The organism is Chryseobacterium sp. (genome assembly GCF_019236175.1).
Lineage (GTDB): Bacteria > Bacteroidota > Bacteroidia > Flavobacteriales > Weeksellaceae > Chryseobacterium.
The window spans coordinates 153449-178759 of the sequence record NZ_JAFAJM010000019.1; the positions used below are offsets into that span (position 1 = coordinate 153449).

Consider the following 25311-nt stretch of genomic DNA (forward strand, 5'->3'; position numbering starts at 1 on the left):
GTTTTCTATTGTATAAATTATGCTTTTTTGCCATTTTTGTATAAAATGTCGGATATGCAAAAAGAAAAATTACGCGTCATCAGAAAGCAAAAAGGCTATACTCAGCAGCAGGTTGCAGACTTTATCGCAACGGATGTATCCAACTATAGCAGAAAGGAAAGCGGCGATGTAAAAATCATCAGAGATGAATGGGACAAAATTGCCCGTTTTTTAGATGTTCCGGTAGAAGATATTTATGAAGAAGAAGAATCCACAGTAGTTGTTAATAATGATCATCCTATATTTAACGATAGATCCTCTTCTGCAGGAGTAATCACGAATCAGAATAATTATGATAATATTCCGGGAGCTGTTATTGAAAACTTACAAGGATATATTGCTTTATTAAAAGAAGAAAATACCAGACTAAAGGAAGAATTAAAAAATTCTCAGGGTACCTCAAGAGCTAGGAAATAATACGCTTTTAAGTTGTAAAAATATTTGCGTCACTCATATCAATGTATGAGTGATTTTTTTTGCTTCTTTTTATAAGCACTGGGCAAGTTTGATGCCTTTATAATTCATTCATGGGGTCCCAGAATAGCTTTTTGAATCCTTTTATCCTTAGATTTTCTATAATAATTCCTTCAGCTTCAAGTTTTTTTTGAAATTCCGGGACAGACAATACTCCGGAACTGGAAATTACACGATGCGCAGGAACATCCTTAGGACATCCGCCCATTGCCTTTCCTACATGACGCGAATGATTCGGATAACCTACAGCTTTAGCTATAGCTCCATAAGTAGAAACTCTTCCCTTGGGAATAAGTCTTGCTACTTCGTATACCTGTTGTTTGAAAATATCGTCCATATCTGAAGTCTTAGAAAAAATAATGTGTGTGTTAACAGTATTTAAAAGATAAAGATATGAAAAAATGAATGGTACACTACGTATTTAGCCGCCACAAATGCACGAGTAAAAAAATCATACCCCTATACCTAAGTATCTATGGGGTTTTCAAAAATACAACCATATAGTATCTAGCATTCATAAAATAAATTCGTGTATTTATGGCAAAAAAACGACTCTCCTGCCAAAAATTTCAGACTTTTCTGCACCCCGAAAAGACTTTGTATTCACGTGGTTTTTTCAAAAAATCTGCGAACTTAGCCTAAAGACAAAAAAAGCGCTCCAGAATTGAAGCGCTTTTATTCTAATCTCGTTAAGAGTTTATGTCTTAAGCATTCTCAAGGATATAAGAGAACATCAATGGTGCACAGATAGTAGCATCACTTTCAACGATAAATTTCGGTGTAGTGATATCTAATTTACCCCAAGTGATTTTCTCATTGGGAACCGCTCCCGAATAAGAACCGTAAGATGTTGTAGAGTCAGAAATCTGACAGAAATAAGACCAGAAAGGAATGTCATGCATTTCCATATCCTGATACAACATTGGTACTACACAGATAGGGAAATCTCCTGCGATACCTCCACCAATCTGGAAGAATCCAACTCCTTTTCCAGCTGAATTTTTAGTATACCAGTCAGCAAGGTAAGTCATATATTCGATTCCTGATTTCATGGTTGTAGCTTTAAGCTCTCCTTTGATACAGTAAGAAGCGAAGATGTTCCCCATTGTAGAATCTTCCCATCCTGGTACTACGATCGGCAGGTTGGCTTCTGCTGCTGCAATCATCCATGAGTTTTCTCTGGGAATTTCATAGTACTGCTCCAATACTCCTGAAAGGATCATTTTGTACATGAATTCGTGAGGGAAATATCTTTCTCCTTTAGCTTCAGCATCTTTCCAGATCTCAACGATATGTTTTTGTAATCTTCTGAAAGCTTCTTCTTCAGGGATACAAGTATCTGTAACTCTGTTTAGGCCTCTTTCTAAAAGATCCCACTCATCCTGAGCAGTCAAATCTCTGTAATGAGGAACTCTTTCATAGTGAGAGTGTGCTACAAGGTTCATTAAATCTTCTTCAAGATTAGCTCCTGTACAAGAGATAAAATCTACTTTTCCCTGACGGATCATTTCAGCAAGAATTTTTCCTAGTTCAGCAGTAGACATTGCTCCTGCCAAAGTAATCATCATTTTCCCGCCATCTTTAAGATGTGCAACATATCCTTTAGAAGCATCCACCAATGCAGCTGCGTTGAAGTGCAGGTAATACTTTTCTATGAATTCAGTTATCGGTTTGCTCATTTTTTTAATTTTTGCAAAGATAAAACTTAAAAACGGAATGCAGTCAAGGCACTTGAAGAAAGTGTGACACAGGGGTCTTTTTTTATCATTTGTTAAATGAAAATCTTAGACTCTGTTGCCAGAGAATACAAAAGTATCCATTATATTTTATCCTCAATGTGCGGATTTTCTTATGGCTACTTATTAAAATAAGAGCACTCTTTATCTTAGATACAATTATTCGTGCATTTGTAGCCCATGAAAAAAACGCAGCTCGAGTGAGCCACGTTTTCATTGTAATTCAGCTTTATCCTTCCCAGATTTCTACCCTAAGAATTTCAATTTTTCTTTCTCCGTTTCTGAAAGGCCAGTTGATGACATCTCCTACTTTATAGCCTACTACAGCAAGGGCAATATCCGAAAGAATGGAATGTTTATTTTTCTTCAGTTTTTCCTGTGTGGAAGGCACAAAAATATATTCATGTTCAAAATTCTGAGTATGATCCTTTAGCGCTACTTTTCTGTTCACAGTCACGATATCTGCAGGCAAATCTCTTCTTAGTACCTGTTTTGCCTTTCTGAGTTCTTCAGTAAGTCTTTGTTCTTCACCTATACTTACTTTTTTTCTTCTCAATGTATCTTTGATAGCATCATAAATTCCTGTGGTTACAATAATATGATCGGACATTTTTTTCAATTTTAAAAATTAGAAGGCAGTATTCTCCGATGATCCAATGTGGAATACAAGCCTACTTAGCTTCTTCCATGGATAGAAAACTGCAATAAAATAATTAATATAAAAATCCGGAATATTCCCTGTCTTGGATCCTGACAGGGCTTAATTAATAAAGTCTTTAGAACTTTTCAGAAAGGAATCTGTATGTAAATAAAGTAAAGACAGCAACAATCCCGCTGGTCGGCGTATCGTTGATAAAAAGATGGTTGCTGTCATTATATTTTGTTTTAATTCTAACAAAGATAGAACTTAAAATCGGAATGTGGCAGCTGCGCTCAGAGAAATTCTGGTTAACCCCTCTTTTTCATTATCTCCAAACTCGTAAGTCATTCCGTTAAATTTCATTTTGTTCAGGGTACCTCCCGTAATACCTACTTTAGGACCAATCATAAAATTTTTGGAAACTTCGTACTGGTAACCAAAACCTGCATCCAGACCAAGGTTTGAACCTGTACCTTTTATACTTCCTGTTTTTGTTGTATAAGAAATTACTCCAAGTGCTAAATCCACAAATAACTTATGCTTTGTAGGCTCATTGTAGTTGGAATACATAACAGAAGGCCCGAAGAACGTGATATTATCTTTGGTTGAAACCGGAACGGAAACCATAGTTCCATTGTTATCAAATCCTGAGATCCATCCGTTGCTAGAGGCATTATAGTTGGAAAATTTAAATCCGATTCCCACACTTCTCAGATTATAATAGGCTGAAATATCGAAATGAACCCCGTTTTTTAGTCCTTTGACATAGTCTTTTTCTTCTCTGGAAAGGCCGGATGGTGTTTCAGCCACTCTCCATGCATATCCCACAGATGGCATGATTGAAATTTTTTGTTGCTGGGCAAAAGAAAGCAAAGAACCCGAAATAGCTCCTAATAGTATTAGTTTTTTTATCATTATTTTGAAAATTTCGCCAAAAATAAAACTTTCTGCGTAAGGAGCCAATTAAAATTTAAAACGTCTGTTTTCTTTTTTATCAGAGAGTTTTTTCTTATTGTCCAGTCTTTTTTGTTTTTGGCCTTTTGAAGGGTTGGTTGCCGTTCTCTTTTTAGGTATAATTAAAGCTTTATCAACAAGTTCAATAATTTTTTCAATCGCTTTATTTTTATTCATTAATTGGGTCCTGCTTTCGGAAACATTAAGAAATAAAATACCTTCTGCATTTATTCTGTTTTTAAGTTTATCCTGAATTATTTTTTTTTGATCTTCACTGAAAAATTCTGATTCCGCCACTTTCCAGAGGACGGTTACGGCGGTTTCTACTTTATTGACGTTTTGTCCGCCGGCCCCGCTGCTTCTGGATGTTTTAAAGCTGAGCTCTTTTGAAAAGTCTTTCATTGTATTGGATTTTGAAAATTAGGAGGGCAAAGCCCGTCAGAAGAAAACTACACATTGTTAGCTATCTTTTGATACAGTTCCATGCGGCTTACTTTTCCGTTAGGAGTCCTTGGAATTTCATCTATAAAAATAATTTCTTTCGGCTTATGAAAGCTTTTCTCAAATCTAATCTCTGAGATTTTATTCAAAATATCTTCCGATCTTGTTCCTTCGATGATGAGTATCAGCTTTTGTCCCAGGCTTTCATCTTTAATTCCTAAAAACAGGGCTTCATTAGGGATTACTTTTTTGACGAAAGCTTCTAAAGTTTCCGGAAAAATTTTCGCGCCACCTGAATTGATCACATGATCTATTCTTCCTAAAAATTTAAACTGTCCGCCTTCTTTAATCTCAACTAAATCATTAGTTTTCAGCACTTCATCATTCACAGCAGGAGCAAAAATTGTCAGGCATTCTCTTTCGTCTAAAGAAACGGATACATTTTCAAAAACTGTAAAATAATCTTCCTGTTCAGGCATCAGTTGTCTTAGCGCAATATGAGAAAGTGTTTCAGACATTCCGTAAGTTTCAAAAATCTGATTGGAAGCACTCAGGTTCATTTGCTGAATTTTTGTTTTCAGACTTTCGGAAACCGCAGCTCCTCCAATAATCAGGTTTTTAATCAGGTGAAGCTGATCCAGTGAATTTTCTACCTGAAGAGGAGTCATCGCACAGAAGTCGATTTCTGTTTCCAAATTTTCAACAGGCGCTAATGAAGGTTCTGTAATTATTAATTTCATTTTCCTCTGAATAGAACGTACCACCATCATTTTTCCTGAGATATATTCTACCGGCAGACATAGTAATGCGGTATTCCCTTCTTTTAATCCTAAAAAATTGCAGGTCATGACTGCAGAATTGATCATTTTCTTTTTTTCGATTCCGAAAACTTTGGGAACTCCGGTAGAGCCTGAAGTCTGCACATTTACAGTGGTACCTTCGGAATACCATTCTTCTAAAAAGATTTTCACTTTTTTTTCAAATTCTGTTTTGAAAGATAATTTATTAATATTGAGATTATTGAAGTCTATCAGCATATTTTCCGTAAATAAAATCTACAGTAAATTTAAAAAAAAAATCAAAAAGTTCTTGTATATAAAGAAAAAAGCTGTAAATTTGCACCACTAAAACAAACAGAGACTCATGGTGTAGCGGTAACACTACTGATTTTGGTTCAGTCATCTGGGGTTCGAATCCCTGTGAGTCTACAAACCATCCTTTTTTAAGGATGGTTTTTGTTTTCTGTAAGAGCTATTTAATTCATAAAAAAAGACCTCAACAGGAGGTCTCTTTCTATCGGAACAGGTATATCGGTTATTTTTTCAGATCATCAATTTCATCTTGTATGGATTTTATTTTATCTCTTAATTCCTGACTTACTTTTCCAGGGATATTTTTAACCTTTCTCAGATCTAAGGCCAGCATAACAGACGCGATTCCCATAAAGATAAAAGATACTCCGGTCAGCGTAACCAGAGAAATCCCTGTAAATACGGGATTAAATATAAGCAGTAAAGAAAATATAATGCCTCCCACACTGGCAAGGGCTACATTTCCCCAACTCATGATTCGCATGCTTTTCAGATCAAAGGCGAATCCCAACAGCTGAAATGAGCGGAATAACAAAGTAAATCCTACTACAAACGGAAGAATAGACATTGAAATCTGCGGATAAGCAATCAGATATACCCCTATTGCAGTAGTAAGCAGCCCACTTACCAGAAACCAGCCCCAGCCCTGCAGAGATTTACTGTTTTGTATGGAAAAGAAAATCTCCGTAATACCGGAGAATAAGAATGAAACGCTGAAGAATATAGACAGCGTCACATAGGTTGCCAGTGGTACACTGAATACATAAAAACCGCAGATCAGAAATAAAATCCCAAAGATCAACGGAATATACCAGTGTTTAACAGAGTTTGTAAGTGTTTGAAATAAATTGGCCATAGGTGTGTTTTTTAATATTGCCTACTTTGTAGTACGGTGTTCGGCTTGTCCGCATATATTTTCAAGAAAAACGACAATTCTCACTTCAATTTGAAATATCATTCACTCTAATTTATGAAAAAGAACTGAATTCAGGATGTTTTTTGCGAATAATTTTCGACAGAAAAAAGAGACTTGCCTTTAATTCTTCTCTTCCCCCTGCGGTCTACAGCCGGAAACAGAAAGCTTCGAAAAATAAAAAAGATGAAAATCATTATGATCTTCATCTTTTAAAATAGTGTAAAATTTGTTTTATTTTATTCCTTAGGCTTGTAAAGTTTATACATCACAAATAAGAAACCTACCCAGACAGGAATCAGAATAACCTGGATTTCCATTCCTGTAATACTCATTAATCCTAAAATCAGAATTAAAAAAGCGATACAAATATAATTGGATACAGGAAAAAATATAGATGGAAATTTGGAAAGAATTCCGTCTTTACGGATTGATTTTTTAAATTTTAAGTGGGTATAACAGATCATCAGCCAGTTAATGATCAACGTAGATACTACTAAAGCCATTAAGTATTCAAAAGCTTTTTCCGGCACTATTTTATTAATGATTATACAGATTCCCGCAAAGCAGGAAGAGACAATAATAGCATTGGTAGGAACAGAATTTTTATTGAGTTTTTTCAGAAACTTCGGAGCATTTCCCTGCTGAGCAAGCCCAAAAAGCATGCGGCTGTTACTGTAAACACTACTGTTATATACCGATAAAGCGGCTGTTAAAACAATTAAATTAAGAACATTGGCAATCAAAGTGTTGAACTGGATTATTTTGCCGAAAAGACTGAATTCAAGTCCGTTCAGGTTTTGGAAAACCATCACAAACGGGCTGGACCCTTCGGTAATATCTCTCCACGGGCTTAAAGAAAATAGAATCACTAAGGCTCCTACATAGAAAATCAGAATTCTGTAAATCACCTGATTGGTTGCCTGCGGAATGGTTTTTTCCGGATTTTTTGCTTCTGCTGCAGTAATTCCAATCAGTTCCAGCCCTCCGAAGGAGAACATGATCATAGCCATGGCAGCAAATAACCCTGAATATCCGCTTTCTGTTTTATTAAATAAACCTTTCGGGAAGAATCCGCCGTCATTCCATAAATTGGTAATACTCGCTTTTTCCCCTCCTGTTCCGCTTATTAAAAGATAAATCCCGAAAATAATCATGGCAATAATGGCAACTACTTTAATAATGGAAAACCAGAATTCCGTTTCTCCATATACTTTTACAGAAGCAAGATTGAGGGCATTAATCACTATAAAAAAGAATAAACTGGATACCCAGAGAGGAATTTCAGGCCACCAGAAATGAATATAATGACCAATGGCTGTAAGTTCTGCCATACTTACCAGAATATAGAGAATCCAGTAGTTCCATCCGGAAGCAAACCCCGGAAAGTTTCCCCAATATTTATAGGCAAAGTAGCTAAAACTCCCCGAAACCGGTTCCTGAACTACCATTTCACCAAGCTGACGCATAATAAAGAAGGCAATAATTCCGGCTAATGCATACCCTAAAATAACCGATGGTCCGGCGAGTACTGCGGCAGGTCCTATTCCCAGAAACAACCCTGTTCCTATGGCACCTCCAAGGGCTATTAATTGTATATGTCGATTTGTTAATCCTCTAACTAAAGTCTCGTTTTGTCCTGTTTTATTTTCGTTGCTCATTGAATGAATTATTCGGTCGCTAAATATATAAAAACTTTTGAGAGAAATTCACATTCCATGGGGTAAATTGACAATTCACGAATGAATGAGCATAACCGGTTTTTTATTTAATTTGATACGATTACTTAATTGGTAGGAACTGCATAAATAATATTTTCACTCCAGTCCCCTCCGAATCTGTCGAAAGATGTACCTGCCTGAACTCCGGAAATGGTATTATCTCCTGCAATATACCGGTAGGTTTTCACTGCGCCTGAAGAATTATTAATCACTAAACTTCCCTGGATAATAGAAAATCTGGTAATGGCCGAAGTGGGCCCCTGTATCAGTCCGCTTACTAAGCGTGGTCCGTCGGAAGTAAGATCAAGCGAAGGTGTTGCCGTACCTCCTACAACAAGGCTGGGATCATCTGAAAAACTGGTCCTCAGCCACATCCACTGATCTCCGGTCAGCAATGCTCCGGAAGGATTGACAAGCTGTTGTACGGTAACCAGCCATTTACCGGGCGGCAAAGCTATATAAGACCCTGTGTAGATATAGGTACCTGCCGTACTGGTAAAAGGAATGTTGATGCCCAGTCCGTTTACCCCTCGTACAACAGTTAATCTTACCGGTTTCCACAATCCGTTTCCGTCGGTATCCGAAGTCAGTACATAATTTTCATTTTGGGCTCCGTCTGCTATTTTTATTCCCGGTACCGGAGTTGTTGAAGTTCCGGTTGTTTTGATATCTAAACTTGTTGCGGGTGTATTATTTCCTATTCCCACATAGCCGTTGGCTGTCATTACGACATCATCCGCCTGATTGGCAGGACTTACATTTCCTGATGTTTCATTATTTTTTTTTCCGTCCAGATGAAACATTGCTTTCGGATTGGGAGTATTCAGACCAACCTGAGCATTCATTGTATGATTCGAGCCAATCAGTACAACAATGAAAAGTAAACTTTTTCTCATAAAAATGTATTTAGAATCTAAGGAAAACTTACCACCGGCATTAAACAAAGCATTCTTACTTATCTGCCGTTAGTTTTATTTTCACAAACTTACCGCGATAAATAAATAGTTCCCAGAAGACCCTGTACACATTTTTCCACAACAATGTCATGATTTTATGACATAGCAGAAGAATACTAATGGATTTCGTTATAAATCTCAAGCAGTTCTACCAGATTGGTGATCTTTAGCTTCTGATAAACTCTCCTTTTGTAGGTACCAACCGTAGATTCCTCAATATGAAGCAGATTGGCAATTTCCAGATTACCGTTTCCTTTAGCCAAAAGATTAAAAACCTGTAATTCTCTTTCTGACAGAACCTCAACCGGTTTTTTCTTTTTCATCCCCTTCATGATTTCATTCATAATTTCCGGGGTATAATAATATCCGTCTTTAAAAATAGCATCTACCGCTTTCACGAAATCCTCAGGATCACTCTGCTTGTTTAAAAAACCATTCGCTCCTTCTTCAATATATTGCATGGCAATACTTTCTTTATAAGAAGTAAAAATCAAAACCGGAGTATCCTCATCTCTATTTTTAATTTCTTTTACCATCGATTTGAAGATACTTCCTGGAAGTTCAATATCCAGAATGACCAGATCAAATTTTTGAGTTTCGACTTTCTGTTTCACTTCACCGTATGTCTCAGCAAAATCTATTTCAAAATGATCAAAATTTTTCTCCAAAATCAAAGCAGTACCGACTCTCACCACATGATGATCATCTGCAATTAGTATTTTTTTTGTCATATCTTAATAAGAATTTTAATGATTGTTCCTTTCGGGGTATTTTTATGAAAAGTCATTTCGGAATTAATCTTCATTACCAGCTGGACAACCATATGTAATCCTAATCCGTAATTTTTAAAAATCACATGTTCATTCCCTTTTTTCTGAAAAAGCCCGGAATAATAGATCATCTGTTCATCGGACATCCCACTTCCCGTATCGGCAATATTGATTTCTATATGTGATTCTGTAGATACCGATGTAATTGTAATTTCCCCGTTTGTTGTATTTTTTACTGCATTATCTATAATATTATGGAAAACCGCAAGAAGAATATTTTTATTAAGTTTAATTTTTAACTGATGATCACAGAAATTGTAAATAAATGTGTTTTTCTGTATTGCTATTTCTTCAAATAATAATTTTTTGATTTCAATCAAATCATACACGGAATATTCTTCTTGCTCTGTATTTTCCTGTTTGTAAAGCTCAGTATATTCTTTAAGGCTCAGGGTAAATTTATACAACTGCTCTGAGGTTTTGTAAATGCTGTCAAAATATTTCTTCTGAGCTTTTGGATCTTCAGACCGGGTAAGCTCCTGCGAAAGAAGTGCTATAAATTTAACCGGTGTGGTAATATCATGGCTAATGCTTTCTACCAGCTTTTTTTGATAATCGGATTCATTTTTAAGTTTATCATTCGTTGCCCGTAGTTCTTTATCTTTATGATCCAGTGAATTTTTCAGCACCTTATTTTTTAATCTTAAAAAATTGGTCCTAATCTGAATAATCACCAAAACAACCAATATAAGGATACAGACGATCATCATTTTAAAAAGAAGAGTCTGATAGAAATAAGCTTCCACTTCTACAGGAAGTGTTTTATAAACAAATTTTCCTGTTTCAGAAGATAAAAACCGTACCAAAAGATGATACGTTCCGGGGTCAACATGGGCTAGCCTGAATGTTCTGTCACTTTTAATATGTATCCACGGATTATCATCACTGTCTGAGAGTCTGGCCTGAAGATAGATATTTTCCAAATCGGAATAGTATGGAATATCTATATAAATTTCTGCATTTTTATACCCACATTCCAGAAAAAGCTTATCCTTCAATCTGATCATTTTCCCTTTTACCCTGGCTCTTTCCAGATAGATATCATGAGCTTTAGGGTAATAATTCCTGATATTGCCCGGGGTAAAAAATACAAATCCTTCCATAGAAGGAAATACAAATTGCCCGTCTGCCAGCTTATGCGCACAGGGATTCGCACTTCCGTTGAATTCATTATTTAAAAGACCTTGTTTTTTGGTATACCGATAATAGGTCATGAGTCCTTTTGGAATTTTCATGTAGTGCAGGAGGTCATTTTTATTCACCTTAAATAATCCGTTATCGGACGATATCCACAAATTGGAATGGGCATCTTCCAACAGATAATGAGCATTTGCCAGAAAATCATTTTTATCGGTCGGAACTTTTACAGCATTCTGATCTTTTACTAAAAAAATCCCCCTATTGTAAGTGGTAAACCAGATATTTCCGTCTTTTGTTCTGATGATCTGTTTTACAGGAAGACCTTTCCCAATCTGATTGACTATCCTGTTCAGAGAAAGGGAGTAGACATAAATTCCACCGCTGCTCCCCATATAAAGAAGGTCTTTATTGTATCTGAAAACAGCATCTATATTATCTTCACAAGGAATAATTCTGCTAACAGCATTAAAATGATCCTGATTAAATATATAGAGATAAGACAATTTTCCCTGTACGACAGATGCCATATACAGCCCGTTGCTTTTATATAACCCGTCTATCTCTTTCCCTTTAAAAGCAATAGAATCGTATGTTGTAAAGCCGGTGTTTTTATATCTGATGTGAATGGAATTATTTTCCCTGTACACCAAGTTTCCGGAATTATCTTCAAGGATATAGCGTTTATCATAAGATTGGGATGCCTTGAAAATTCTTTCTGAAGCGGTATTATCATATCTGATTCCTTCCTGGCTAAGAATAGAACTATTCCCGTAAGGAATGGCGGCATAACAGACCTCATCCTGATAAGGCAATTTTTTTCTCGAAACGGAAAAATCCGAAAGACTAAGAATTTTAAGCCCCTTGATGGAACTTCCTATATAAAGTTTACGGGTTATTTTATCATAGAACATTGCTCCGGAAATATCCTTATCAATATCTTTATATTCCAGTAGATAGGTAAGCTTTAACTTTCCTTCAGAGAATTCGCTGGTAAATATTTTCCCATGGCTGATCATGAAGACCTGTCCTGAAATCTGCTGCCAGTAGATCTTAGTTTCGGGATCTGTGTAAACGGAAGGCACTCTCATCTCGGAAAGTTCTCCCCTGTATAATCGGATCATGCTTTTTCCTGCCGGATCACTTATGAATAAATGATTATCATGAACAAACATCTTTTTTAACCGATCACGGGGAAAGCTTCCGGCAACGATAATTCTTTTCTTGCTTTTCTTATCAATGTAAATAATACTGTTATTTTCAAAATAGTAAGATCCCTCTTCCAGTTGAACATAATAGGAATTGATGTAATAAGAAATATATCTTACCGTAATATTGTTTTTTACAATCCGCTTATAAATCTTATTTTTCCCAGCACTTCCGAATTCGAATGTATTGTCGGCAGCTACAACATCGGGTTTCCGGCCGGAAATCAAAAGAATTTTTTTTTCAGAAGTATTGAAAACGGCGATACTGTCCTTTTCTATACTACCATAGAAGTCTCCGAAGCTTAAATTTTTAAGTTTAAAATTTTTATACTGTACGAAATTGTCCCCGTCATAACGGAGAATCTGTCCTTCCATAGAAAGCCAGATAAAGCCATACTGGTCTTTAACGATATCTTTAATGCTGTTTTGCGGCAATCCGTTATCCATATTATACCATTGGATGGTATAGTTTTGCCCGTGGATACATAGGAAAAATAAAAGTGAAACAAAGTATAGAAGTTTCATTCAGTGGTACGGGCGTTAATTTCATGACAAATATATTGTAGAAAATCATAATTATTGTAAATATTTTTCCACAATCATGTGAAATTTTTTCTACATAATCATTTATAAATAACGCATCTGTTAAAGCATTTTGATAAAAACACTGATCTGAGTGGAAAAAGTCTTCTTATAATCAGACTGATAGAGTGGTAATTCCGGAAAAATAAAAAAAATAATGCAAGATTTACCTCCGGTCAGCAGAAGAGACCATTCGTTCAGGTTACGAAAATTTAATTTAAAAGAAAAATGGGTTTACAGATATTCTTTCGGAATGGTAATATCGTTTTTCTTCAGATACTCAAGCAGGCTCTGGAATTTATCTTCAGAACCATCCGTTCCGCATTTGTGGGAAATGCTGCAGATATCGGAAGGCTTAATCTCTAAAATATCAGAGATCTTTGTCAGAATATCCAGATTGATCTTCACCTTGGAATTTTCAATATCGGAATAGGCTTTCTGGGAAATTCCCATTTCAAAGGCCATATATTCCTGTGTAAGATCTTTGCTCCTACGGATTTTCCTGATATTTTGTCCACATACTTTCATCGTTTTTGTTTTAGTAGTTTTCGGTATACTTTAGAAGATTATCTATTAGCCTTCAACAAAGTTAATAAATACCTTTGGCAAAACATAATACACGTTACATGATATTTATTTTCATCGTAGAAAAAAGCAGAAAATAAGCTTATTTCAGAGAAAATATCACTTCGGTAAACACTATTGGAATTTATGGAGACGCAAAAATTTAATTATGACAATAATATTGTCAGGGCATTCCTCTATGCTACAATCGTATTCGGACTCATCGGATTTCTTCTGGGACTTACGGCAGCACTGATGCTTTTTTATCCGGAATTACCTGAATTTTTATTCGGTACAGATGATACTACTATTAAAAGTTTAGCCTCGGGTAATATTCAGGGTTTAATTAATACTCAGGGTGCAATGGGCTTCGGCAGAATCAGAATGCTTCATACAAGTGCCGTAATTTTTGCCTTCGTTTGTAATTCCTTCTTCTGCGGTGCCTACTATAGCATGCAGAGGCTGTTAAAAACAAGAATGTACAGTGATACTTTATCATGGATTCATTTCTGGTCATGGCAGCTGATGATCATCAGTGTGGTAATCACATTCCTGATGGGAATCAATACGTCTAAAGAATATGCCGAACATGAGTGGCCGATAGATATTCTGATCGCATTCTCATGGATTATTTTCGGAATCAATATGTTTGGGACCATTGCTAAAAGAAGGGTAAGACATCTATATGTAGCTATCTGGTTCTATATGGCTACCTGGATTGCTGTGGCAATGCTTCATATCTTCAATAATCTGGAAGTTCCCCTATCATTCACAAGCTGGAAATCATATTCTGTATATGCAGGTGTAAAAGATGCATTAGTACAATGGTGGTATGGTCATAATGCGGTAGCATTTGTATTGACGACTCCTGTACTAGGTCTGATGTATTACTTCATGCCAAAGGCGGCACAACGTCCTGTGTTTTCATACAAATTATCTATTATCCATTTCTGGTCGTTGATCTTTGTATACCTTTGGGCCGGGCCTCACCACCTGCAGTATACAGCATTACCGGCATGGGCTCAGGCGGTAGGTACAGGATTCTCCATCATGCTGATTGCCCCATCATGGGGTGGAATGTTAAATGGTCTTCTTACCTTAAGAGGAGCTTGGGATAAAGTGAGAGAAAATCCTATTCTTAAATTCTTTGTAGTTGCTGTTACCTGCTATGGGATGGCTACTTTCGAAGGACCTTTATTAGCGACAAAATCTTTAAATAAAATCGGGCACTATACAGACTGGGTAATCGGGCACGTACATTTAGGAGCTCTCGGATGGAATGGTTTCATGGCATTTGGAGTCGTTTATTATCTGGTACCGATCATGTGGAGAACCCAGCTTTGGTCCAAAAAACTGGCCAACTGGCACTTCTGGCTGGGAACATTAGGAATTATTTTCTATGCTGTTCCGATGTACATTTCAGGATTTACACAGGGACTGATGTGGAAACAATTCAATCCGGACGGAACATTATTATGGAAAAACTGGCTGGATACGGTAACTGCGATCATTCCTTACTTTAAAATGAGATTCTTAGGAGGTATCCTTTATCTTTCAGGAGCTATTCTGATGGTCATCAATGTGATCAAAACGATAAAAGCCGGCTCATTCCAGAAAGAAGTTCCTGCTGAAGCTCCTGCATTAGCCAATATCGGCAGGGCAAGAAAAGAAGGAGAAGGAATACACCTTTGGCTGGAAAGAACTCCTACTTTACTCTGTATACTGGCTTTTATTACCGTAGCAATCGGTGGGCTTGTGGAAATCATTCCGACATTATCATTAAAGCAAAGTGTTCCTACCATTACAGCTGTAAAACCATACACTCCACTGGAACTGGAAGGAAGAGATTTATATATCCGTGAAGGATGCAATGCATGTCACTCTCAAATGATCAGACCTTTCCGTGACGAAGTGGTAAGATTCGAGGGGAAAAACGGACAATATTCCAAAGCGGGAGAATTTGTATACGACAGACCATTCTTATGGGGTTCTAAGAGAACAGGCCCGGATCTTCACAGAGAAGGAGGAAGAAACCCTGATTCATGGCATTTCAAGCATATGTACAACCCAAGAATTACTTCTGCAGGTTCTATCATGCCGCGTTTCCCATGGCTGATCACCAATAAACTGGACCGCACACAAATGGTGGATAAAATGAAACTGATGAAAAATGCATTTGATGTACCCTATACAAAAGCTCAGATTGACTCTGCCAATCAATGGGCAGACAATCAGTCAAAAGCTATCGTACAGAGAATTTATTCAGAAGCTACGGATGTAAAAGATCAGATGGTAAAAGAGAAAACGGCAAAAGGATCAGCCTATGTTCCGCTTGAACAGAGAGAAATTGTAGCGATGATCGCTTACCTGCAAAGGCTGGGTACCGATATCAAAACAACGCAGATCCAGACAGCAAGCGCAGACTAATCATTTAAAAATTGTATTGCAATGAAAACGAGAACCCCAATTTCTATATATATCGTAACAACGATTGGTTTAACGATCATGGCCTTTGAAATGTTTGCCAGTGATTCAGGATATTTTTCCTCCCCGTTTTTCTGGGCACTGATCCTGATTGCCATTATTCTTCTGATGATCATGAATTCCATCGGGGATATGATTGAAAATGAAAGTTTCAGCAGATTATCCGAAGAAGAAAAAAAACAATACCTGGCTGATAAAAGTGTTCCTTACTATCAAAAATTATGGAATTCTGCTTTCAAAAAGCAGTCCGTAACTGAAGAAAAAGATATTCTTATTGATCATGGTTTTGACGGAATCACAGAACTTGACAACTCGCTTCCCAAATGGTGGATCGGTTTATTCTGGTTCGGATGTATTTTCTGTGTCGTTTATCTGATGGCCTTTTCTTTCACAGACTATGCTCATCCTGAGGCAGAATATACCAAAGAAGCCAAAACCATGCTGGCTTCCATCGAAGAATACGAAAAAAATGCACCGCAAATTAATCTGGAAACTGCAAAATACAGTGCAGACAATATTGCAGAAGGTCAGGAACTTTTCAAAACCAATTGTGTGACCTGTCATGGTGACGGAGGAAAAGGAGGAATTGGCCCCAACCTTACCGACACTCACTGGATCAACATTAAAGAAAAAAGTTTATTCAAAAATGTTTTCTGGATGCTCGAAAACGGCTCTCCTAACAATCCAACGATGAGACCATTTATCAAAGAAGGAACTATTACAGGAAGAGATGCAGAAAAAATTGCGGCTTATATTTATCACATCAACCAGGAAACCCCTCCGATTACCGTAGCACAAGGTGGTGCCGCAGTACAGGGAGAAGAGGTAAAATGGGAAAACGGAAATAACTAAAAGAAATCATTATCTCAATGAAATAAACCATGCCAAGCCCCCTTTACTACTACATTAACATTTGAATTTTCATTTTTGCTAACTAACCTTTTCAACATTAAAAAATGATACAAAGGGGGCTTTTTAAAAAACAAAATCCGAACCTTGGCTCGTCTTACTCAACTATTCACTTGACAACTACAGACTAAAAATTCCATAATAAGGCAGCCAAGGCAGGATTTTTGCATTCGAAAATGGTACCACAACAAAGTGTAAATAATTTAGTATTATTATCTTTGTTAGAAACCTCATCGCATTTGAAACTGAAAATCAACACCAGCAAACTTTTAAGGCGTATTGCAATAACCTTTATTTCAATATTGGTTTTTCTTACCCTGTTGATCTTAAGCTTAAGACTACCAGCCGTTCAGAACTTCATCAAGGACAAACTTATTGTTTATCTTGAGAAAAAAATCAAAACCAAAGTGAGCCTCGAAAGAGTCTACATCGGATTTCCAAACAGTCTTGTTATGGAAAATCTTTATGTAAAGGGGCAGGATGTAGATACACTGTTAGCGGTAAAAAAACTGGATGTAGGCCTCCATATGCTGAAACTTATCAAGTCTACGGCAGATATTACCTCTGTAGATCTGGAAGGAGCCCGTGCCCATGTAGTCCGAAAGCCAGATGGCAAATTCAATTTCGATTATATCATTGATGCTTTCGCCACCAATGATAAGGAGGAAAGCCCATCAAAACCTTTCATTATTTCTCTTGACAAAATCAATTTAAAAGATGTGGGCGTTACTTTCAACGACCAGCAATCCAGAAATGATATTAGCCTTTATTTCAAATCTTTTGATACAAGGGTTAAAAAATTTGATCTCAATAAAAACACCTATGCTGTTAATGATATTAATCTGGACGGATTAAAATTAAAACTAAAACAGGGGCTTGTAGAAGAGGTTTCCAAAAAGGTGGAGAAAAAAGTAGATTCCCTCAATGATAAGAAACCGATGAATATCGGGCTGAGAGGAATTAAACTTACCCATTTTGATATTGATTATGGTGATGAAAATACCAAAACTTTTGCTAAAGTTATATTTAAAGAATTAAGTACAAAAGTAAATAAGCTTGACCTGGAAAATAATGCATTCAATGTTGCCGATGTTGTTCTTTCAGGAGCAGACATTAATGCCAACCTTTATCTTCCGGCTCAAAATGCCAATCCGAAAAAAACACAGGAGCCTGAAGTTTCAAAAGTGACTGATCAGGACAAAGCTATGAGTCTTCTTCTGGGAAAACTTGTCCTTAATGATGTAAAGGTTTCTTATCATAATACAGCGATTGCTCCTACCAGACAGGGTATGGATTTCAACCATCTTGATTTCCGTAAAATGAATGTTGAGGTCAGAAGCTTCAAAATGGAGCATAATACCTTTGCAGGAACAGTTAATTCAGCGGAAATTCAGGAAGCGAGAGGTCTGGATATTCAAAAATTCAACACAGATTTCTTATATGGTGAAAAAGAGGCTTATCTGAAAAGCCTTTATCTTCAGACCCCTAAAACCCTTATCCGTGATGAGGTAATTTTAAATTATAATTCCATTGATCAGCTTACTTCAAACCCGGGAAGTGTAAAGGTTTCTGCCAACATTAAAAACTCTAAAATCGGATTTTCAGATATCTTAAATCTGGCACCTGCTTTAAGAAGTACGGTTCCTTTCAACAAATACCCGAATGCGGTTTTAAGTGTAAATGCTAATGTAAAAGGAAGTGTGAACGACCTTCTCATTCAGGATCTGAAAGTTTCAGGGCTGGACGAGTTGCGGGTAGCAGCATCAGGAAAGATTAAAAATGCGATGAATCCCAGCCAGCTGTATTACGATGTCCGTATTACCGAGTTTTCTTCCGGAGCCAAAACGATCTTTAATCTTGTTCCTAAAAATACAATTCCTTCCAATATTGCATTGCCTTCTCACTTCAGTGTAAAGGGGAATGCTAAGGGAACCACTAAAATGGTCACTACAGACCTCAACCTCTACTCTACATTAGGAAATGCAGCAGTCATTGCTCAAGTAGATATGCGCAGGAAAAATCATGAATTGTATGATATAAAAGCGAATCTTCAGGGAATACAAGTTGGGAAAATTATCCGGAATAAAGATATCGGAGCCATTACAGCCCAGATTTCAGCTAAGGGAGAAAGCTTTGATTTTAAAAATGCCAGTGCCGACCTGAAGGGCCATGTTGCATCCGCAGTATATAAAGGCTATCGTTATCAGAATATGAATTTAACAGGTAAGATCAATAAAGGGGCTTATCATGTTATTTTAAATTCAAAAGATCCGAATGCAGATCTGCAGTTGACCGCTTCGGGAGTTTATGATGAAAAAAATCCAACGGTAAAAATAAATGGTGAGGTCATAAAACTGGATGTCAATAAACTTGGATTCTATGAAAAACCTATGATCATTGCGGGAAAAATTGATGGTGATTTTACCAGCCTGGATCCCAATAATCTGAACGGTTATTTAAATCTTAAAGATTTCGCCTTTTCAGACACCAAAGAAGTATATCCGGTACAGGAAGTTAACCTGAAAGCGTCTTCTACAAAAGATTCCACGCAGATTAATTTCAACTCACAAATTGCCGACGTAGAACTGAAAGGTAAATATAAGCTTACCCAGATCTTCGGCGCTTTAACACAAACGATCAATCAGTACTATCAGTTCCAGAAACCGGGGAAAACACAGAAAATTGATCCGGGACAACATTTTACGTTTACTGCAAAGGTGAAGAACGATGATCTGATCAGAAAATTCGTTCCGGATCTGAAAAGTTTTGAAACTATTAATCTGCTTGGAAATTATGATGCTGATTCTCAGAAAATTGAAATTGACGGACAGATTCCACAGTTATTATATGGTGAAAACTCCATTGAAAATGCAGCATTAAAGGTAACGAATGAAAACCAGGCGTTACAATATAATCTAAATGTGGCAGCTTTAAAAAGCTCAAGCTTCTCGTTAAAAAAAATAAATATCGGCGGAGATGTTGCTGATAATATCATCAATTACAATGTGACAACTAAGGATGATAAAGATGCCACTCAGTTCCTGATTGCAGGAAACGCAAAATCGCTGAATGACATTACAGAAATCTCCCTGAATCCAAATGGTTTAAAACTGAATTACGCAGACTGGAATGTAGCGGAAGACAATAAAATACAGATCAGCAGTAAAGGAATATTAGCCGATCATTTTATAGTATCAAACGGAGGCAGCCAGATCTCGCTACAGTCTGAAAATCATACTCCTGAAAGTCCTTTAAATGTTTCGTTGAAAGATTTTAAAATTGAAACGATTACAGAGCTGATCAAAAAGGATACTGTTCTGGCCAGAGGAACCATCAACGGAACCGCCCAGCTCAGGGATATCATGAAAAAGATGACTTTCACTTCCGATTTAAATATTTCCGACCTCATTGTTTACGGAAGTCCGGTAGGAAATATGGCCGTAAAAGTAAATAATTCTTCTGCCAGTATTTTAAATGCTGATATTGCTCTTTCCGGAAATAACAATGATGTAAAAATTCTTGGGGATTATAATACTTCTTCAAGTACTTTTGATCTGAATATGGCTATCAATAAGCTTCAGATGAAGAGTATCCAGGGATTCTCCATGAATGCCATCACCAATACGGAAGGTTATCTTTCAGGAAACTTAAAAATTACAGGCAGTACGGAAAAACCGAACATTCTGGGAAAGGTAAAATTCAATGACGCCGGTCTTGAAATTGCAAAAACAGGAAGTGATTTCAGAAAACTGAATGACGAAATAGACTTTACCAGTCAGGGAATAGAGTTCAATACATTTAAGATCAATGATAAGGACGGAAATGCTCTTGTTGTAGACGGGCAGGTCCTTACCCAGACGTACAGAGATTTTGCCTTTAATCTTAATGTCAATGCTAAAGATTTTAAGGTTGTCAATTCTAAAAAATCAAACAACGCGATGATGTACGGAATTCTGGCCATTGATGCAGGGCTTCGTATCCGCGGAAACCTCGATTTGCCAAAAGTAGACGGCAGGTTAAGTGTTGCAGATAATACTGATTTCACTTTTGTTCTTCCTCAATCTACCCCGTCATTACAGGAAAGAGACGGCATTGTGGAATTTGTGGATCAGGATCAGGTGGTTTTAAACAAAACAATTAAAGCTGACTCCCTTAATGCCAAGAGTCGTATCAAAGGGATGGATGTAAGTGTGAATATTGAAGTGAGTAAAGAAGCAAAACTGTCCTTAGTGATAGATAAAGCCAGTGGAGATTTTGTACAGCTTCAGGGAGAAGCAGAACTTACAGGCGGCATAGATCCTTCAGGAAAAACAACTCTTGTGGGTGTTTATGAGGTCAACAAAGGAAGTTATGATCTTTCGGTAAGTCTGTTGAAACGTAAATTTGATATCCAGAAAGGAAGTACTATTACCTGGACAGGTGAACCTACAACAGCGATAATGGATATTACGGCTGTTTATAAAACGGAAGCTCCGCCCATTGATCTCCTGGAACAGCAGATGAGCGGGAAAACGGCTTCTCAAATGAATCAGTACAAACAAAAGCTTCCGTTCAATACCTTATTAAAGATGAAGGGAGAACTTCTAAAACCTCAGATAAGTTTTGACATCACTACAGACGAAAAGAACAACTCTGTAGCTTCCACTATAACGGATGATGTAAATGCCAAGCTGGCCCAGCTGAGAACGCAGGAATCTGAAATGAATAAACAGGTTTTTGCTCTGTTGCTTCTCAACCGTTTTATCGGAGAAAATCCTTTTGAAAGTGGTGCCGGAATGTCTGCAGAAACAATGGCAAGACAGAGTGTAAGTAAAATCCTTTCTCAACAGCTGAATAACCTGGCCTCAGGCTTAATCAAAGGAGTGGATCTTAATTTCGGTCTTGATTCTTCAGAAGATTATTCAACCGGACAAAAAAATACCCGAACGGACCTGAATGTAGATATCAGTAAAAAATTATTGAATGACCGCCTGAAAGTAACCGTGGGAAGTAATTTCGGATTAGAGGGTGAAGCCCGTCAGAATGAAAACATGACCAATATTGCCGGCAATGTTTCTGTAGATTACAGCCTTTCAAAAGACGGTAGGTATATGCTGCGTGCTTATCGTAAAGATGAATATCAGGTAGCCCTACAGGGGCAGATTATAGAAACGGGGGTAGGATTTATCATCACTGTGGATTATGATAAGTTCCGGGAAATTTTTGAAAAATCGAAAGAAAAGAAAACTAAGAAGAATCCAAATAATCAAGTTGTAGAATTTAAATAATGAGTAATCCATTCCATATCTATTGTAAATACCTGTTGGTTTCCGGACTGGCAGCTACTGTGGTTTCCTGCAGCAATACGAGGTTTCTGAAAGAAGGGCAAATGCTTTACACAGGTGCCGAGGTGAAAATCGTAAACGACACGATTTCTAAAAAAGAAAAGAAAGATCTCCAATCTGCTCTGGAAGCCAATCTTACTCCCAAACCTAATTCTACATTTCTGGGGATGCGCCCCAAGCTGTATTTCTACAATATTGCCAAAGAACCTAAAAAAGACAAAGGTTTTAATTACTGGCTGAAATATAAAATGGGTGAAAAACCTGTATTATTAGGAGATGTAGATCGTGAATTCAACAAAGACATTATAGAAAACTATTCTGAAAACAAAGGATATTTCAATGCACGAGCCACCTATGATACTGTTTCCAAAAACAAAAAAGCAAAAGTAATTTATACGGTAAGGCCCGGCGCCCGATATCTTATTGAAGGCGTCAAATTTCAGAAAGATTCCAGCCTTGTTAATCAGGAAATTCAAAACATAACCGGAAAAACGCTGTTGAAAAACGGTAAGCCTTTTGATCTGGATGTCATCAAATCTGAAAGGGAAAGAATTGATAACGGATTAAAAGAAAGAGGATTTTATTATTTCCATCCTGATAATATTATCGTACAGGCTGACAGTACAGTCAGTAAAAACCATAAGGTTGAGCTGAATGTAAAACTTAAGGAAAATACACCGGATCTGGCCACACAACAATTCAGTATTGATAAAGTTGTTGTATTTCCCAATTATAATATCCAGGATGTAAAAGACGGGAAATACCGTATCCCTATGGATAAAGATTCTCTTTCCAAGTATGCTTTTGATGATATTTACGTGATTGATCCACAGCATAAATTCAAACCGAAGATTTTTGACAGGGCATTATATTTTAAAAAAGGGGACCTTTATAACCGTTCCAACCACAACCTTACCCTGAACCGGCTGATCAGTCTCGGGGTATTTAAATTTGTAAAAAACGAATTTATCACCTCAGATTCTTTACAGCATAAATTTGATGCTTATTATTTACTGACTCCACGGCAAATTCAGTCTTTACGTCTGGAAGCATTAGGCAGAACAAATTCCGCCAATTACGCAGGAAGCGAGCTGAATCTGAACTGGACTCACAGAAATTTTTTCAAAGGTGCCGAACAGTTTAAGGCCGCAATTTATGGTGCTTTTGATTTTCAGATGGGGGGTGCTCAGGATGCCAATAATATCTTCCGTGCCGGAACCAATGTTCAGCTCTCAATTCCCAGAATTGTAGCTCCATTCCGTTTTCAGTCTTCCAGTGCTTTTGTACCCCGAACCAATATCACATTAGGTTATGAATTTCAAAACAGAACAAAATATTATACCCTTAATAATTTTACGGCCTCATTTGGCTATGTATGGAAAGAAAATGCAAGAAAAGAACATGATCTGAAAGTAATCGATATTACGCTCGTTTCTCCGCAGAAAGTAACGGATGAATACAAAGCAATATCGGCTAATAACCCTGCAATGCAGCGTATTGTAGAAAATCAGCTTATTTTCGGCCCTACGTATTCTTATACCTATACCAATACAATGCTTCCCCGGACCAATACTTTTTATTATAAAGGAACATTGGATCTTGCAGGAAATATTACCGGGCTGGTTACAGGTGCCAATGCTGAAAAAGGTAAACAAAAAGAGATCTTCGGGATTCCTTTCAGCCAATATGCCAAGATCGAAAATGATGTCAGGTTTTATCATAAATTTACAGAAAAATCTTCTTTAGCTACCCGACTCATCGCCGGAATTGCTTATCCATACGGAAATTCAGAATATATTCCTTTCGCTAAACAATTTTTCTCAGGAGGGAGTAACAGTATCAGAGCTTTCCGTGCAAGAACGCTAGGTCCCGGAAGTTTTGATCCGAGAACGATCCAGCAGGGAGCCTATTTTGATCAGTCCGGAGATATAAAACTGGAAATGAATGCGGAATACCGGGCCAATCTTTATAAATTTTTAAATGCTGCCGTCTTTGTAGATGCCGGAAATATCTGGCTGATCAACAACGACCCTAACAGACCCGGAGGGAAATTCTCAAAAGACTTTTTAAATGAAATTGCTGTAGGTGCCGGAGTTGGTCTGAGACTTGATTTCTCTATCCTGATTTTAAGGCTGGATTTAGCCATGCCTTTGAGAGTACCTTATTACGAAAAGGGAAGCAGATGGGCTTTCGATAGAATAAATTTCGGAGACCCAAGCTGGAGAAAAGACAACCTTGTTTTAAATATTGCCATCGGATACCCGTTTTAAGATGATTAAAAATATTAAATTTTTCTGGGATGTTCTAAAAGATACATTTACGGAATGGAACAATTCTTCCGCATCTAAAGATTCGGCAAGTCTCGCCTATTACGCTATTTTTTCTATTCCGGGATTATTAATTATTATTATCTGGATATTGGGAAATTTCTTCGGTGAAGAAGCGATTCGTGGGCAAATAAGCATTCAGATCAGCGGAATTATGGGACCTGATGTCGCCAAAAGCATTGAAGGCATGCTTGCAGGTGCTCTTATTGATAAAAAAAATATTTTTATGAAAGCAATAGGGGTAGGATCACTTGTTTTTGGTTCTACCACTTTATTTTTTCAGCTTCAGCACTCATTAAATACGCTTTGGGATGTGGAAGCTGCCCCCAAAAAAGCATTGCTTAAATTTTTACTGGACAGAGCCAATTCATTAGGCATGATTATTATTCTTGGTTTTCTAATGATGATCACTATGATTCTGTCTTCACTGATCAGTCTTTTCAGTAAAATCATTACCCAATATTTTGGTTTTGAAACCTACCTCGTCGCTGAGCTGGTGAATTTTGCCATAGGCTTCGGGCTTGTGATGCTGCTGTTTGCGCTTATGTTTAAAGTACTTCCGGATGTATTGATCAGCTGGAAACCTGTCTGGAAAGGAGCTTTCCTGACTGCAATATTATTTACCTTAGGAAAATTTCTGTTAAGTCTTTATTTCAATCAGGTAAAACCAGCCTCTGCTTTCGGAGCTGCCGGAACAGTCATTCTGATTATGATGTGGATCAATTATTCCTGTATGCTGATTTTTTTCGGAGCCAAATTTACCAAAGTATATACCTACAAAAAAGGGTATAAAGTCACTCTTTCCAAACATGCACGATGGACAGCGGCCAAACTGTATGCAGATAGTTTACAACAAATGGAAGCTAAAAAAGAAGAAGTGTAGTACTGCAGAGAGATGGTAAGTTTTGGCCAATATTGATATAGATATCCCCTATTGATATTTATCCTTCATTATCTTGATGCTTACCCCTTTCTCCTAAT

The 25311-nt window shown here is 37.1% G+C and carries 18 protein-coding genes and 1 tRNA gene; 7 read left to right on the top strand and 12 right to left on the bottom strand.

Annotated features, from left to right (window positions below):
* Nucleotides 1-54: 54 nt before the first annotated feature.
* Complete coding sequence (locus tag JO178_RS16880) at nucleotides 55-456, top strand: helix-turn-helix transcriptional regulator (protein WP_291938382.1); 402 nt, start codon at nucleotides 55-57, stop codon at nucleotides 454-456.
* Nucleotides 457-553: 97 nt separating this feature from the next.
* Here JO178_RS16880 and JO178_RS16885 read toward each other — a convergent pair whose 3' ends face one another.
* The 6 genes from JO178_RS16885 to JO178_RS16910 all read right to left on the bottom strand — a co-directional run bounded on the left by JO178_RS16885 (nucleotide 554) and on the right by JO178_RS16910 (nucleotide 5321).
* The gene (locus tag JO178_RS16885) at nucleotides 554-850 is read right to left on the bottom strand and encodes an MGMT family protein (protein ID WP_291938384.1); all 297 of its coding nucleotides are present in this window, start codon (nucleotides 848-850) and stop codon (nucleotides 554-556) included.
* Between the two features lie 367 nt (nucleotides 851-1217).
* Nucleotides 1218-2192, bottom strand: coding sequence for a deoxyhypusine synthase family protein (locus JO178_RS16890; protein WP_045500886.1), 975 nt, complete (start codon nucleotides 2190-2192; stop codon nucleotides 1218-1220).
* 286 nt (nucleotides 2193-2478) lie between these two features.
* Complete coding sequence (locus tag JO178_RS16895) at nucleotides 2479-2859, bottom strand: GreA/GreB family elongation factor (protein WP_291938388.1); 381 nt, start codon at nucleotides 2857-2859, stop codon at nucleotides 2479-2481.
* A 297-nt stretch (nucleotides 2860-3156) separates the two neighbouring features.
* A complete protein-coding gene (locus tag JO178_RS16900; RefSeq protein ID WP_291938391.1) occupies nucleotides 3157-3804 on the bottom strand; it encodes a hypothetical protein in 648 nt (215 codons plus the stop codon).
* A 48-nt stretch (nucleotides 3805-3852) separates the two neighbouring features.
* Nucleotides 3853-4245, bottom strand: a complete 393-nt coding sequence (gene arfB / locus JO178_RS16905; RefSeq protein ID WP_291938393.1) for an alternative ribosome rescue aminoacyl-tRNA hydrolase ArfB — start codon at nucleotides 4243-4245, stop codon at nucleotides 3853-3855.
* Between the two features lie 47 nt (nucleotides 4246-4292).
* Nucleotides 4293-5321, bottom strand: coding sequence for an AMP-binding protein (locus tag JO178_RS16910; RefSeq protein ID WP_291938396.1), 1029 nt, complete (start codon nucleotides 5319-5321; stop codon nucleotides 4293-4295).
* Between the two features lie 100 nt (nucleotides 5322-5421).
* On the opposite strand from JO178_RS16910, the gene JO178_RS16915 reads away from it, so the two are divergent.
* A tRNA-Gln gene (locus tag JO178_RS16915) sits at nucleotides 5422-5492 on the top strand.
* Between the two features lie 106 nt (nucleotides 5493-5598).
* On the opposite strand, the gene JO178_RS16920 is transcribed toward JO178_RS16915, so the two are convergent.
* The 6 genes from JO178_RS16920 to JO178_RS16945 form a co-directional block, all read right to left on the bottom strand.
* Nucleotides 5599-6231 (bottom strand): DUF308 domain-containing protein, encoded by a 633-nt coding sequence (locus tag JO178_RS16920; protein ID WP_291938398.1) that lies wholly within the window; start codon nucleotides 6229-6231, stop codon nucleotides 5599-5601.
* A gap of 296 nt (nucleotides 6232-6527) precedes the next feature.
* Nucleotides 6528-7949 (bottom strand): amino acid permease, encoded by a 1422-nt coding sequence (locus JO178_RS16925; protein ID WP_291938400.1) that lies wholly within the window; start codon nucleotides 7947-7949, stop codon nucleotides 6528-6530.
* Nucleotides 7950-8074: 125 nt separating this feature from the next.
* Entirely contained in the window at nucleotides 8075-8905 is an 831-nt protein-coding gene (locus JO178_RS16930) for a hypothetical protein (RefSeq protein ID WP_291938402.1), read from the bottom strand.
* A 176-nt stretch (nucleotides 8906-9081) separates the two neighbouring features.
* A complete protein-coding gene (locus JO178_RS16935; protein WP_291938404.1) occupies nucleotides 9082-9696 on the bottom strand; it encodes a response regulator transcription factor in 615 nt (204 codons plus the stop codon).
* Nucleotides 9693-12665, bottom strand: a complete 2973-nt coding sequence (locus tag JO178_RS16940) for an ATP-binding protein (RefSeq protein WP_291938407.1) — start codon at nucleotides 12663-12665, stop codon at nucleotides 9693-9695. The genes JO178_RS16935 and JO178_RS16940 overlap by 4 nt, the downstream gene beginning before the upstream one ends.
* Nucleotides 12666-12956: 291 nt before the next feature.
* Entirely contained in the window at nucleotides 12957-13250 is a 294-nt protein-coding gene (locus tag JO178_RS16945; RefSeq protein ID WP_291938408.1) for a helix-turn-helix transcriptional regulator, read from the bottom strand.
* A 183-nt stretch (nucleotides 13251-13433) separates the two neighbouring features.
* On the opposite strand from JO178_RS16945, the gene ccoN reads away from it, so the two are divergent.
* From ccoN to JO178_RS16970, 5 genes are all read left to right on the top strand, one after another.
* Entirely contained in the window at nucleotides 13434-15713 is a 2280-nt protein-coding gene (gene ccoN, locus JO178_RS16950; protein WP_291938409.1) for a cytochrome-c oxidase, cbb3-type subunit I, read from the top strand.
* Nucleotides 15714-15734: 21 nt separating this feature from the next.
* The gene (locus tag JO178_RS16955) at nucleotides 15735-16622 is read left to right on the top strand and encodes a cbb3-type cytochrome c oxidase N-terminal domain-containing protein (protein WP_291938410.1); all 888 of its coding nucleotides are present in this window, start codon (nucleotides 15735-15737) and stop codon (nucleotides 16620-16622) included.
* A gap of 296 nt (nucleotides 16623-16918) precedes the next feature.
* A complete protein-coding gene (locus JO178_RS16960; RefSeq protein WP_291938413.1) occupies nucleotides 16919-21946 on the top strand; it encodes a translocation/assembly module TamB in 5028 nt (1675 codons plus the stop codon).
* Entirely contained in the window at nucleotides 21946-24273 is a 2328-nt protein-coding gene (locus tag JO178_RS16965; protein WP_291938415.1) for a BamA/TamA family outer membrane protein, read from the top strand. The genes JO178_RS16960 and JO178_RS16965 overlap by 1 nt, the downstream gene beginning before the upstream one ends.
* A gap of 1 nt (nucleotide 24274) precedes the next feature.
* Nucleotides 24275-25213: a YihY/virulence factor BrkB family protein gene (locus tag JO178_RS16970; protein ID WP_291938417.1), complete on the top strand. Its 939-nt coding sequence runs from the start codon at nucleotides 24275-24277 to the stop codon at nucleotides 25211-25213.
* The last annotated feature ends 98 nt before the right edge of the window (nucleotides 25214-25311 follow it).

Excerpts from the sequence above, each read along its gene's own strand:
- arfB (WP_291938393.1), bottom strand. The coding sequence starts at position 4,245 with ATGAAAGACTTTTCAAAAGAGCTCAGCTTTAAAACATCCAGAAGCAGC.
- JO178_RS16880 (WP_291938382.1), top strand. The coding sequence starts at position 55 with ATGCAAAAAGAAAAATTACGCGTCATCAGAAAGCAAAAAGGCTATACT.
- JO178_RS16890 (WP_045500886.1), bottom strand. The coding sequence starts at position 2,192 with ATGAGCAAACCGATAACTGAATTCATAGAAAAGTATTACCTGCACTTC.
- JO178_RS16920 (WP_291938398.1), bottom strand. The coding sequence starts at position 6,231 with ATGGCCAATTTATTTCAAACACTTACAAACTCTGTTAAACACTGGTAT.
- JO178_RS16965 (WP_291938415.1), top strand. The coding sequence starts at position 21,946 with ATGAGTAATCCATTCCATATCTATTGTAAATACCTGTTGGTTTCCGGA.
- JO178_RS16895 (WP_291938388.1), bottom strand. The coding sequence starts at position 2,859 with ATGTCCGATCATATTATTGTAACCACAGGAATTTATGATGCTATCAAA.
- JO178_RS16900 (WP_291938391.1), bottom strand. The coding sequence starts at position 3,804 with ATGATAAAAAAACTAATACTATTAGGAGCTATTTCGGGTTCTTTGCTT.
- ccoN (WP_291938409.1), top strand. The coding sequence starts at position 13,434 with ATGGAGACGCAAAAATTTAATTATGACAATAATATTGTCAGGGCATTC.
- JO178_RS16930 (WP_291938402.1), bottom strand. The coding sequence starts at position 8,905 with ATGAGAAAAAGTTTACTTTTCATTGTTGTACTGATTGGCTCGAATCAT.
- JO178_RS16955 (WP_291938410.1), top strand. The coding sequence starts at position 15,735 with ATGAAAACGAGAACCCCAATTTCTATATATATCGTAACAACGATTGGT.
- JO178_RS16885 (WP_291938384.1), bottom strand. The coding sequence starts at position 850 with ATGGACGATATTTTCAAACAACAGGTATACGAAGTAGCAAGACTTATT.
- JO178_RS16910 (WP_291938396.1), bottom strand. The coding sequence starts at position 5,321 with ATGCTGATAGACTTCAATAATCTCAATATTAATAAATTATCTTTCAAA.
- JO178_RS16935 (WP_291938404.1), bottom strand. The coding sequence starts at position 9,696 with ATGACAAAAAAAATACTAATTGCAGATGATCATCATGTGGTGAGAGTC.
- JO178_RS16945 (WP_291938408.1), bottom strand. The coding sequence starts at position 13,250 with ATGAAAGTATGTGGACAAAATATCAGGAAAATCCGTAGGAGCAAAGAT.
- JO178_RS16925 (WP_291938400.1), bottom strand. The coding sequence starts at position 7,949 with ATGAGCAACGAAAATAAAACAGGACAAAACGAGACTTTAGTTAGAGGA.
- JO178_RS16940 (WP_291938407.1), bottom strand. The coding sequence starts at position 12,665 with ATGAAACTTCTATACTTTGTTTCACTTTTATTTTTCCTATGTATCCAC.
- JO178_RS16970 (WP_291938417.1), top strand. The coding sequence starts at position 24,275 with ATGATTAAAAATATTAAATTTTTCTGGGATGTTCTAAAAGATACATTT.